The organism is Chitinibacter tainanensis DSM 15459 (assembly GCF_000429785.1).
Lineage (GTDB): Bacteria > Pseudomonadota > Gammaproteobacteria > Burkholderiales > Chitinibacteraceae > Chitinibacter > Chitinibacter tainanensis.
Window position 1 is genome coordinate 72,958 of sequence record NZ_AUCN01000020.1, and the last position, 11,467, is coordinate 84,424.

Consider the following 11,467-nt stretch of genomic DNA (forward strand, 5'->3'; position numbering starts at 1 on the left):
CTGTTTGTGAGTCTTTCGATGATGTGAGAGGAACAAAGGGGCGACGAGCGCCCCTTCTTCATTGACGCGGGGCGTTACTTGGCCGGTACGTTGACCATGCCTTTAAAATCAGCCGGCAGGATGATCACGGACGAGCCATCCTTGCGCTCGGCGAACTTATTCAGTGCCTTCACGTATTCCATCTGCAGCAGGTTCGGGGTCAGGGACTTCGCCAGCTGCTCGTTGGCCAGCGCTTGCTCGCGGGCAATATCGACGCGCTTCTGAGCCAGTTCGAGGTCTTTCTGCGCAGCTACAGCTTTGCGGTTCGCGTCCTCGATGGATTGGTCAGTCAGCATGGTGCTGATGACGATTTCCTTGATCTGGAAGGTGTCGGGGTCGCGGGCATTCAGCTCAGCCTGCAGCTTCTCCTGAATGGCTTTGCGGATTTCGTCACGCTTTTGATGTGCGGTCAGCGAGTCGAAGCGCGAAACCACATCCATCGCAGCGGTGCTGGCCAGTCGAGCAACCAGTTTTGAGCCAGGGATGCACTCGCCATCCACGCAGTCATATTGGTTGCGGTACTTCACCTTGAGCTCGGCAATCGTCTCCGGCTTCACCGAGTAGATCACGGCAATGTCGAAGTCCTTGAAGGCCAGCTTGTCGCTACCCTGCACCTTGAGGTCAGGCAGTTCGAGGGTCACGTCCTTCGCCGTGAACTTCTCCACGTCATTGAACGGCTCGAAGTACATGCCGACCGGCATTTCAGCCATGACGACGTTACCGTTGAAGGAGTTGGTTTTTACACCGACCTCACCGGTCGAGATCTTGCCGCAGGCCGTTAAGGCAACTGCGAAGCAGATGGTGAGCAAGCTGGTGATGATGCGTTTCATACTTAAAGTACCCATGTGAAGGTTTTGAACAAATCGATAGCGACAATGAGCGCTATCACTACAGCGGCAGTCGCCAGTAGAGCCAGAGCTAGGTTTTTCAGGACACTCAGGCTCTTATTGGCCACGCCTTTGCGCTTAAAGCTGCTGGCGACAATCCAGCCCAGGCTCAAAAGCACAATGAGAACGAGGAAGCCTCTAATCATGTCATCACTGACTTACTTATGCGGCGATGCTTTCAGACTTCTTTTTCGGGCCGCGCGGCGCACCAAAAGTCACTTTCAGCGCTTCCTGCAGCTCGTCGCCAATGGCAGCGAGACGAGTGGCCAACACTTCCGGAGTGATTGCGCCTGTGTCAGAGTCGGCAAACACCTTTTCAGCCAGTAGGCCTTGCAGGTTTTCAGTGCGCTTCACCTTCTTGCTGTGCTTCACAGCTTCGGCATGTGATGGGTGGTGTGAGCCATCGATGGCTTTGAACATTTGAACTTTAGCGATACCGGTCATGGTTTACTCCATAGGTTGATAAAGCCGGCCGAAGCCGGCGACAGGTTGAAATCAAGCAGGCTGAGCCAGCTTGGAAAAGAAATCTGTTACTTCTGCAGGTTTGATGGCGGGCAGGTTGGATACTGCAACCACTTCTTTTGGCACGTACTTGAGAACGTCCGGCCAGAGTTCCGCGGCACGCTCGACCGTTGGCATGGCCAGTACGGAATGCAACATTTCATGTGTTTCCGCCCATAGCGTGATCAAGCCTTCCTCGCGGGCGTACAGATCGCCATAGAGCGCCAGCTCTTCGTCGCTGATTGGGTTGTCGCTGATTGCAACGCTGTGGTGCGGGATGTAGGCAGTGCTGCACTCGCAGCGAATCAGGCTGGTACCGGCTTCAACGTGCTCGGCGTTGCGTTTGCCGCTGAATGTGTCGTAGGACGACCAGTTCTTCGGAGTGACGAAGGTTAGGCCGCAGAGGTTGGTCAGCGATTGGCCGTCGTACCCCTTGCAAAAGCCGGTGCGGTAGCAAGTCTGGAAATACTTGGCGTGACCGTTCTTGTAGAGCGACAGAATCTCAGCCGGCAGGTGAGATTCGTGAATTTTGAGGTTCAAGGCCAATCGTTCTTCGATCAACGCATTCAGTTTCGGTAACAGCAATTGCACCAAAACATTCTTGCGAGTTTCAGCAGCGACGCCTTTAGTGAGTTTGCGAGCCATCTTTTCAGTTCCTTGTTTGAGTTAGTCAGTAATTAGATGATGCGTTTTATTGTCCGGCGTATGTCATCTATGACTTACTTATTGACGGGCTACCATGCAGCCAGCCATAACTTGATCGGCTGCATGGTAATTCAGTTATGACTTACTATCAAGAGGCAAATAAAAGCGCATCGATAATTTCTTTGCGCTCGCGTTTGCCCAAGCCATTGTCGGCCAATCGAGCCTCGAGCATTTCGTAAAGGTCGTTCTCGGCCAAAATTTCGTGCAGGGTATTCCGCGCGGTACGCGACAGCTGAATCGAGTGCAGGCGGTATTCCTCGAAGGCCGCATAGGTCTCCGGTACCCACAGCTTCACGAAGTCGGCAATGGCGTTCGCATAGACGCGCACCTCGTATTGAGCGTGCGAGTGCATCCGGAGGCGCAGGAAGTGCAGCAGGTTGTGCAGATCGCACTTCCAGTACCATTCCGTGTAAATGTTGATTGGCAGAACGGTACGAGCCAATTCACGCGCCACGCCGTCGGCAAGCGTTTTCTCATAAGCCTGGTAGGCCTCGTCGCTCAGGTGCGCCGCAACTTGCAGGAACTCGTGCGCCTTTTCCAGCGGCAGGCTGTCACCGCGACCCTGCTTGTTGTCGGTGGACTGCAGGCAGATCTGCTCCGGCTCGGGCAGGTAGAACTCGTCACGCAGGACGGAGTAGCGGGCGCTGTATTCATTCAGGCTGGCAGTGCGATGCCGGATGACCTGGCGTGCAACGAAGATCGGCAGCTTCATGTGCAGCTTGATTTCGCAGCCCTCGAAAGGCGAGGTGTGGGCATGGCGCATCAGGTAGCGCAGCAAGTTCCGGTCGTCATTCACAGCTTTCGTGCCTTCACCGTAACTGGTCCGCGCCATCTGGACGACAGAGGCATCGTTACCCATGTAGTCGATCACGCGCACGAAGCCTTTATCGAGGCACCGCGTCGGCGTCAGCAGTACGTCCTCCAGCGCCGGCACGGTCGGGCGAAGCGTCGGTGATGTGGGGGCTTGGCGAGCTGCAAGGATTTGAGCAGTCTGTTCGGGAGTCATAAACATGATGAGGTTCTCGATGGTTGAATAAAAAGGGCGACCTAAGCCGCCCCGTATGAAAGTGCAGAAAGCACTTTGGCCAGAAATTAAGCAGGCAGCTTCTTGATCGAAGGCACTGGCTTAAATTTGAAGGCGCGGTGAGCTGGAATGTTCACATTTTCACCATTCGCAGGATTGCGCTTCACAGCTGCCGCCTTATCAACCGCTTGGAAAGTACCGAAGTCAGCGATAGTCACTTTATCGCCGGCTTTGACCTGGGCAGCGATGGTATCGAACAGGTCTTTGACGATCTGTTCTGCTAAGGCTTTGGTGATGTTATGGTCAGCTGCGATCTTTGCAGCCAGCTCTTTACGAGTCATACGACAAGCTCCTTTTTAGAGGTTGAATTGTGAGACGTTGGTGCTTTTGCGCCGGTCTCGGAATTGATTTCTGCAAGCACTTCGCCTGCCAGTACATGCCCAATCATCGCTACCATATCTGCTGCCCCAAGATAGCCAGCAGCACGAAGCTCTGCTGAGAATTTTGAGGCGATGCGCATGGATAACTCTTCTGCCGATAAGATGCTCATATCTGCTCCTTGATTGATAACACTGACAGGATAAAGCGCATTCAGTGGGCATTATGTCAGCCGTGACTTAATAACACAATGCCCACAAAATTGCCCAATGATTAGCCGATAGCGTCGAAAATGGCGTCACGTACTAGCTGCCCCAACTGAGGCGCCGCAACGATGCCCGTCCGGCGTTCGGTCTCTTGGCCGTCGGCATAAATGATCAGCGCAGGCACATTGCGCACACCGGCCATTTCAGTGATTGGCTCGGGCAGGGTATCTACCTCAACCTCGCCAAAACGCACCGAACCATCTTCGCGCGCCAGCTCTGCCGCTACTTGGTCAAAGATCGGCTTGAACTGCTTGCAGGGGCCGCAGAAGGTGGCAGAAACCTTGAGTACGGCAACGCCAGCGGTTTTTGCGAACTGATCGAAGTCCGCCTGATTCTTGATTTGCATGGGTTTTCCTTCTTTCTCGCTTTCTATCTATCTATCTTGCTATTTAGCTAGCCTTAATCATCATCGCCCCAATCCAGCGCACCGCTCTTATACGAAACCACTTTGGTCTCGAAGAAGTTACGCAGGTTGCCGTTGATGGAGCTGTAATCCAAGAACCAAGGAATCGGATTGCTCACCATATAGATTGGCTCCATACCAAGCATTACCGCACGGTCATCAACCAGCCACTTCACAAAGTCGGTAATGATGGCCGGCGTCAGGCCCATTACACCCTTCTCGACGATGTGGCAGCCCCAGGTGATTTCCAGATTGCCGGCGTTGATCAGAAGTTGGCGAGCGTCGCGCCAGAAGTCGGCATCAAAGATCTCGGGGTTCTCTTCGCGCAGTGTCCGGAACATCGACAGGAAGAGCGCCAAATGCGACTCCTCGTCCCTCTGTATGAGCTTAATTCCTTCGGCAGTACCAGGCATCTTGGAATTGCGCGCCAGCGCGTAGAAGGTGGCAAAGGCCGAGTAGAAGTAGATGCCCTCCAGCGCGATATTCGAGACCACTGCGAGCGCGAAATTGCGCGGGCTATAGTCGTTACCCAAGATCGCGGACTGCGCCAGAATGTGCTCGTTCTTGGCTGCGAGAATGTCGTCGCGCATGAACAGGGTGTAAATGCTGCTCGGGTCGTCGGTGATCGCTTCGATGATGGTTGAGTAGGCCTTCACATGCAGCGCTTCTTCCCAAGTCTGCCGGCTGATGGCCATGCGGACTTCCGGACTGGTGATGTAGGGCGCAATGTTGTCCGCTAGGTTGTGGAACTGGATACCGTCGAGATTGGATACGAAGGCTAGTGCGCTGTCGAAAGCGTGACGCTCACCGGTGGTCAGATCACCACCCTTGTACTGCATAACGTCGCGGCCAAGTGCCATCTCCTTGACCGTCCAGTTATTGCTTTCCATTGTTTCGATTAACTCCCAAGCCCATTTGTGCTTGAGTGGTGATACGCACATCAGACGATCGTGGGAGCCGCCGATGAGCCGGCGATTGTTGACTGATTCGATGATGGCTTGTTGCATGTTGTGTTTTCCTCTACGTTAGTCATCGATGACTGACTAATGATAACGGAAACTTAATGGCGCGTCTGTCGTCTGTAGAGTGTCACCGGTAGTATTTTATTGCTGGTATGATGCAAAATGCCGACAATAGACTGGCATTTTGCAAATGGAGGTTCTGATGAATGTGAAATCGCTATTTTGGTCTCGTAGAAGGGTCAAAGAGCGCAATGCCAGGGCGCTTTCTCTACAGCCAAGCAGGAATCAGTCCGACACTTTGGTTGTGAATGTGATTGCCGATCTGTCACAGGCTGATCTTTGCGGTCAAAATATTGCTCAGCAGGATTCGACAAGTAAAGCGCCAAAAAGATTGCACATGTCTAGGGTTATTGGAAAAAGAGGCGATGGTCGTCAGCGCAGCTCAGTTGTAAATAAATTGAGCTATGCCTCTCCCTTTGATGCTACAAGCTTTTCGGTAGAGCTGGATTCAAACGGCGAGCTGAAAATATACCATCCAAAGAAAGCGCATCCGGTACGTCCTTCAAACGATGAACTCTTGTACTACAAGGGGCGCCCAATCTCATTAGACCATGCAGGCGACATCAAGCAGAGCATCGCTTTTGCCAAGATGATTGAAGAAGGGCTCGACACGAAAACCATAAGGGCTCTTTTGGATGTAGGATTTACGCAGACTGAGCTCGATGTGGTCATACCTGCACGCACTCTGAAACGCAGGCTTGTATCTGATCAACAGCTGACCCGTGAAGAGTCGGCAAAATTGGTGCGATACGTTCGCACCTTCTCATCGGCTCTTGAGATCTTTGGCGATAAGGAAAAAGCGCTGGCATGGTTAAGAGCCCCCAAGAAGAAGCTGGATGGCAAAACGCCGCTCGATCTTCTGTCAAACGAAATAGCGGCTCAAGTAGTTGAGGATTACCTTGGACAAATTCAGTCAGGGTACTTCGCATGAAGCTATATCGCATCAGTAATTATGCCGATTTGCAAGGGGAGGGAGGCCGGCGTTTTTCTGCTCGGTGGCATCACAAAGGCGAGCCGATTGTTTATCTTGGTGAGTCTGTGACTGGCTGTATGCTTGAGGTGATGGTTCACATAGAGGCGGATGTACCGGATACCTTCAAGCTAAGTACCGTAGAAACGAACGATGCGTCCGTACAAGCGCTCGACGTTTCCTCACTGCCAACAAACTGGCGGGACGATCAGGGTGTAACCAAGCAGATTGGAACGGAGTGGCTGGCCGATCAGTCCTCGGCCTTGCTGAGAGTGCCTAGCGCTATCGCGCCTGAAACATGGAACTACCTACTCAATCCAAAGCATCCGGATGCGGCCAAGTGTGAGATTGTGGACGTGGATGATTACCCTTGGGACAAGCGCCTATTTTAAACCCGGCTTTCGCCGGGTTTATTTTTACTACTGACTAAAGACGACCTCCGCCACCGCCTCTCGGTGCTCGCCATTAAGCCTGTACGCTACTGCACCTTTAGCCCTTCCCGCGATGTAGTAGCCTATCGCTGGATTGTCCGACTTGCCTTCTGGAAAGACAATGAGCGGTTTGATGTGTGTGGCGCCCGATGGCAAGCCTGTGACCTTAAATGGCGTATCTGATGTTGCGTTGATGATAATTTGAACTGGCATATTGGAATCCTCCTGTATTGTGCCTTGTGGATAGAGCAGAGAAGCAAACCGATGCTTCAAGCTCGTCATAGTTATTTATTGCCGCAGAAAAAAAACAGCCCAAAATGGGCTGTTTTTCTGCTCTGCAAGGCCTTACTGGCAGGATTCGCAGTCTGGATTATCCACTGCGCACATTTTGCCAAGCTCGGGCGCTGGCGATTCGGCCTTTGCCTTCACTTCGCTAGATGGAGTGCGCAAGTAGTAGGTGGTCTTGCAGCCCAACTCCCAAGCCAGTTCGTACCAGCCGGACAGTGTTGGGCCATCGATGCCGCCGTCCTTGTCAACGAAAATGTTGAGGGACTGCGACTGGTCAATCCACTTGCCGCGGACTGCAGCCGCCTTGATCAGCCAGGTCTGCGCAATTTCAAACGCAGTCTTGATGATCTTGCGGCCGTAGCGCAGAGTCGGGTCAATCACGCGATAGTCGCCGCCCAAGTTGGATGCGGTGTATTCGCGCTGATAAACCGGCTCGATGCAAGGCGTGGTACCGACGATATTGCTGATCGTTGCCGTTGGCGCAATGGCCATGCAGTTAGAGTTGCGCATACCGAAGGTCATCACCAGTTCACGAACACCTTCCCAATCGCACGTAGACCACTCGCCATCATGCAGTGCGGCTACTGCATCCTTATTGATCACAGTGTCGATCGGTAGAATGCCCTTCGACCACTTCGAGCCGGCAAAGCTAGGATACGCACCGCGCTCCTGCGCCAGCTCGCATGAGGCGATGATTGCGCAATAGCTGACCCATTCCATCATGCGGTCAGCGGCCTCTAAATGCTCGCGGCTATCCCATTCGTAGCCGGCAGCGGCCAGCCACTCGGTATAGCCCATGATGCCTAAACCAACAGGGCGATGACGCAGATTGGATGCGCGCGCTCGCTCAGATGGGTAGAAGTTAATGTCGATCACGTTGTCGAGCATACGCATTGCCGTTGATACCGTGCGCTTGAGCTTGGCTGAGTCCAGCGTGATGTACTTCTCGCCGTTCTCTTCCACTTCGATCAAGTGGCGCGACAGGTTTACCGAGCCCAGGTTGCAGACTGCCGTTTCGTCATCGCTGGTGTTCAGCGTGATCTCGGTGCAGAGGTTGGAGTTATGCACCACGCCAACGTGATCTTGCGGGCTGCGCAGATTGCAAGCGTCTTTGAAGTTCACCCAAGGATGACCGGTCTCGAACAGCATGGTCAGCATTTTGCGCCACAGCTTGCGTGCCGGCATTTGGCTGTGAATCTTCTCAGGCTCATTTTCGACGATTTCGTTGTAGCGCTTGCTGAACGCCTCGCCATACAGATCGTGCAGCTCTGGTGCCACGCTCGGGTCGATGAAGAACCACTCAGCCTTCGCCTTGACGCGCTTCATGAACTCGTCCGGAATCCAGCTGGCAGGGAAAATGTCGTGCGCGCGGCGGCGCTCGTCACCAGTGTTTTTCTTGAGCTCGCAGAAGGCAGGGAAGTCCGGATGCCAGGGCTCCATGTATGCAGCGAATGCGCCATTGCGCTTGCCGCCCTGATTAACCGCTACCGCAGTATCGTTGAACACTTTGAGATAAGGAATGGTGCCGGCCGATTTGCCTTGTGTACCCTTGATCAACGCACCTTCACCACGAACGCGAGTCCAGTCAGTACCGATACCACCGGCCCACTTCGACAGCATGGCGCACTCTTCAATCGTGCCGTAAATAGAGGCATGGCGCGCATTGATCGGGTCGTCCGAAGTCAGCGTATCGGCTACCGTGTTCAGATAACAGCTCGACAATTGGCTGCGCGGCGTGCCGGCGTTGAACAGGGTAGGGGTGCTGCTCATGAAGTCGAAGGTCGAGAGCACATTGTAAAATTCGATGGCGCGCAGAGTCGGGTGCGGCTCATTGATTGCCAGGCCCATCGCAACACGCATAAAGAAATGCTGCGGCATTTCGATGATCTTGCCCTTGCGCTCTTTACCTACGGGGTCAAGACGAATCAGGTAGCGATCAGCAACCGCACTGATGCCTTGATAATCGAACAACAAGTCACGGCTTGGGTCGATGGCATCATTGAGCTGCTTGAAATTGAATAGGCCAGAATCCAACACTGGATTGAGTCGGCCAATCTTTACGCCTTTGGCGATATAGCTTTCCAATGAAGGGTATTCAACATCACCACCGGTCACTTCCTTGATGATGCGCTGATACATCAGACGCGCAGCAAAGAAACGGTAGTCCTGTTTATCCAACGCAATAAAGCCAGCGGCCGTCCGAATCGCCGCCTCTTGGATTTCGTGTGTGCTAATGCCCTCATACAGTTGCGGAATTACTGCATCAAGAACCAGCTTAGCGTCAACATCAAGCCCCTTTCCGGCAATAACAAGGGCATTAAGTAGTTTGTCGCTATTAAATTGAACTTGAGAACCGGAGCGTTTTTGTACGTTTTTCAGCATAAATAACAGCCTTTCTTATTAAATAACGTGTGACTTACCTACTTTTTATTAAAAAAAGAGGTAGCCATCGCCGTTGCGCTCTTGAACTGTTCGGTTATAACACCTGCGTTAATAACCCCCACCGAATCGGCCAAATGCTCGTTTTTGCCGAGCAATTCGATCTGCCCCTTGTACTTCCGCGTGAGCCAGGGAAGCGAAGGGTACCGATCAACGGCCCAATCGATGATCTCCTTTTTCGTTGCGTTTCGTTTTCCAACCGTGACCATTTTGACCTCTTCCTCTTTCACTTCGATTAGAGGCAAATCTAGTCCGGCCAGAATGCCGACCACAATCCCGAATGACTTGGCAGCAGACGCGCTTTGCCCTCCGGTTGGCACTTCTGCGATCAGCATTGACGCTTGGGTGTGTTGAATGTACTGACGCACACCCTGCACAATCTCCCGAGCGCACCGCAAATCATCGCTATTACGGCGCACCTTTTTGCTGTTATCACGCTCGGTTTCAATCAAGCGTAGATCATGTAATGTAAGTTGCCCGTTACTTAGGTCGTAACTGGCATGACTCAATCCTACATTGCGAAAAGCTGCATCGATTCCAACGATGCTTAACTGGTGATGAAACATGGCGATATTATTCTGTAACAATCAAATGTAAGCAAACCTGCCTGGCAAATATTATGTCATTGATGACTTACTTATGCAGGCAAAGATTTGAAGTCAATAGTAAAAGTAAACAACAAAGAGCAGGCGGGCCGGTCAGGTGACGCTTCACTTCATTCATTTTTAACCTCCAGTTTAACTGCCAGCTGATGTTCTCTAAGCTGGCTTTTGATTGAAAATAAAAGAGATTTCTCTTTCATTTCATATTGTTATGTCATTGTTACGGGTCAGCAACAATCACTATTTGAGGCCAGCAGGGGATGTAATATGGTTGCCAAAGTCATAAATTCAATCCCTAAGAAAGTGGCCTCAAGTTAAATCAAACGTATGACCAAAAGCCGACGAACGGTAGCTACCAAGAGCCGTATCCTGCCTCAAAACGTTGCTCTTTGAGCACTGCCTTTTGGCGAAAACTTTCAAGTAACTTCTGGCATTCTTGATCAATTGCGTCAGCAACAATCCAATACTCACCCTGATCGAGCCGAACAAGGCTAAGCTCGGAAGTCACGGCATAAGTCTTGTCGGCGTCGAGCTCCGGAATCACAAAGTTGAAGGTATTTGTGCAAGAGCCAAATTGGCCAATTTTCGTATCCGCATTGATCAAGCGAGCAGTGGAGCCACTCGTGACCAAGTAGCTGTTGACCTTATCAATCACTCTGTTGATCAAATTGCTAGGGTCATATTCTTTTTCGATCAATGCGCCTCTGAACTTGTCCATGATTTTCTCAGCCACACTCTCCGGCGTAATTGGCTCTGATATAAGCATCGAATCCGCATAGCTTAGGGACAGTCTTAGGCACAATTGATGACCCTCTATGTCCGCCACAATCCTAAAAACAGATGACTCATTAGGCACATCGTCGTAACAGTCGAGCTTGAACTCTTCCGGCTTCAAGCCATAGGTTGTCATCCGGAGAATCAAGCTGTCGTTTACCAGCTTGGTAAATTCCGATGAGCCAATTTTTGGCGCCTCTTTAGGTCTTTTCATAAACTTAAACATCACCAACTCCCATACCCTAGATCGTTACGCTCTGCTTGAAGCGCGGCTTTCGCTTCTTTTTCCTTCCTTAATGCTTCCAGCTGAGCGCGCGCAGCTTGAGGGGTAACGACGGAACTGATCACCCAAGCGATCAACTCTTCCAGCGTCCTAGCGCTTCCGAATTGATCTTTGGGGCGACCGGTCACAATCCATCGTCCGAAGTTGACCACAATGCGGCCAAGCTCCAGCTCATCAGTGGCGGTATTGCGGACGAAATTACCCTTCTCGTCGCGCATAGCCACATGAAAATGCAGATCACGGCCTGAATTGACCGCCTCAACGCTGAGCACCTCCCACTCGCTGTCAGGCTTTGCAACCCTTGATTGGATGCCGCCAACCGAATAGATCGTTTCGCCTGGTGCGATGGGACTTAGAACGAGCCGCTCGGCGCCGCTCGTTCTTTCGCTGATGATGCCGTTGAGTGCGATTTCAACCTGACGATTCAGGCTGGCAACGTCAGCAAGTCCAGCCAT

Annotated in this window: 15 protein-coding genes; 2 read left to right on the top strand and 13 right to left on the bottom strand. The window is 52.2% G+C overall.

The window, feature by feature from the left end:
- Positions 1-74 precede the first annotated feature (74 nt).
- The 8 genes from G482_RS19565 to G482_RS0108970 all read right to left on the bottom strand — a co-directional run bounded on the left by G482_RS19565 (position 75) and on the right by G482_RS0108970 (position 5,210).
- Positions 75-869: an SPFH domain-containing protein gene (locus G482_RS19565; RefSeq protein WP_051258870.1), complete on the bottom strand. Its 795-nt coding sequence runs from the start codon at positions 867-869 to the stop codon at positions 75-77.
- A 219-nt stretch (positions 870-1,088) separates the two neighbouring features.
- Positions 1,089-1,370, bottom strand: a complete 282-nt coding sequence (locus tag G482_RS0108940; protein WP_028449752.1) for a hypothetical protein — start codon at positions 1,368-1,370, stop codon at positions 1,089-1,091.
- Between the two features lie 51 nt (positions 1,371-1,421).
- The gene (locus G482_RS0108945; protein WP_028449753.1) at positions 1,422-2,072 is read right to left on the bottom strand and encodes a hypothetical protein; all 651 of its coding nucleotides are present in this window, start codon (positions 2,070-2,072) and stop codon (positions 1,422-1,424) included.
- Positions 2,073-2,220: 148 nt separating this feature from the next.
- Entirely contained in the window at positions 2,221-3,144 is a 924-nt protein-coding gene (gene thyX, locus G482_RS0108950) for an FAD-dependent thymidylate synthase (protein ID WP_084414563.1), read from the bottom strand.
- 80 nt (positions 3,145-3,224) lie between these two features.
- Entirely contained in the window at positions 3,225-3,497 is a 273-nt protein-coding gene (locus G482_RS0108955) for an HU family DNA-binding protein (RefSeq protein ID WP_028449755.1), read from the bottom strand.
- Positions 3,494-3,706: a hypothetical protein gene (locus G482_RS0108960; RefSeq protein ID WP_028449756.1), complete on the bottom strand. Its 213-nt coding sequence runs from the start codon at positions 3,704-3,706 to the stop codon at positions 3,494-3,496. The genes G482_RS0108955 and G482_RS0108960 overlap by 4 nt, the downstream gene beginning before the upstream one ends.
- A gap of 101 nt (positions 3,707-3,807) precedes the next feature.
- Positions 3,808-4,146: a thioredoxin family protein gene (locus tag G482_RS17955; RefSeq protein WP_051258872.1), complete on the bottom strand. Its 339-nt coding sequence runs from the start codon at positions 4,144-4,146 to the stop codon at positions 3,808-3,810.
- A 53-nt stretch (positions 4,147-4,199) separates the two neighbouring features.
- Complete coding sequence (locus tag G482_RS0108970) at positions 4,200-5,210, bottom strand: ribonucleotide-diphosphate reductase subunit beta (protein ID WP_034619340.1); 1,011 nt, start codon at positions 5,208-5,210, stop codon at positions 4,200-4,202.
- A gap of 157 nt (positions 5,211-5,367) precedes the next feature.
- Here G482_RS0108970 and G482_RS19570 point away from each other — a divergent pair, with 157 nt between their 5' ends.
- Both G482_RS19570 and G482_RS0108980 read left to right on the top strand, forming a co-directional pair.
- The gene (locus G482_RS19570; protein WP_169721064.1) at positions 5,368-6,156 is read left to right on the top strand and encodes an Xre family toxin-antitoxin system antitoxin; all 789 of its coding nucleotides are present in this window, start codon (positions 5,368-5,370) and stop codon (positions 6,154-6,156) included.
- The gene (locus tag G482_RS0108980; RefSeq protein ID WP_028449759.1) at positions 6,153-6,587 is read left to right on the top strand and encodes an RES family NAD+ phosphorylase; all 435 of its coding nucleotides are present in this window, start codon (positions 6,153-6,155) and stop codon (positions 6,585-6,587) included. Before G482_RS19570 ends, G482_RS0108980 begins: the two co-directional genes overlap by 4 nt.
- A 27-nt stretch (positions 6,588-6,614) precedes the next feature.
- On the opposite strand, the gene G482_RS0108985 is transcribed toward G482_RS0108980, so the two are convergent.
- The 5 genes from G482_RS0108985 to G482_RS0109005 form a co-directional block, all read right to left on the bottom strand.
- Positions 6,615-6,839, bottom strand: a complete 225-nt coding sequence (locus tag G482_RS0108985; RefSeq protein ID WP_156905379.1) for a hypothetical protein — start codon at positions 6,837-6,839, stop codon at positions 6,615-6,617.
- A gap of 132 nt (positions 6,840-6,971) precedes the next feature.
- Positions 6,972-9,296: a ribonucleoside-diphosphate reductase subunit alpha gene (locus G482_RS0108990; protein WP_028449761.1), complete on the bottom strand. Its 2,325-nt coding sequence runs from the start codon at positions 9,294-9,296 to the stop codon at positions 6,972-6,974.
- Between the two features lie 38 nt (positions 9,297-9,334).
- A complete protein-coding gene (locus G482_RS17960; protein ID WP_051258874.1) occupies positions 9,335-9,919 on the bottom strand; it encodes a RuvC family protein in 585 nt (194 codons plus the stop codon).
- Between the two features lie 388 nt (positions 9,920-10,307).
- The gene (locus G482_RS0109000; protein WP_028449762.1) at positions 10,308-10,955 is read right to left on the bottom strand and encodes a hypothetical protein; all 648 of its coding nucleotides are present in this window, start codon (positions 10,953-10,955) and stop codon (positions 10,308-10,310) included.
- A complete protein-coding gene (locus G482_RS0109005; protein WP_028449763.1) occupies positions 10,955-11,467 on the bottom strand; it encodes a hypothetical protein in 513 nt (170 codons plus the stop codon). The genes G482_RS0109000 and G482_RS0109005 overlap by 1 nt, the downstream gene beginning before the upstream one ends.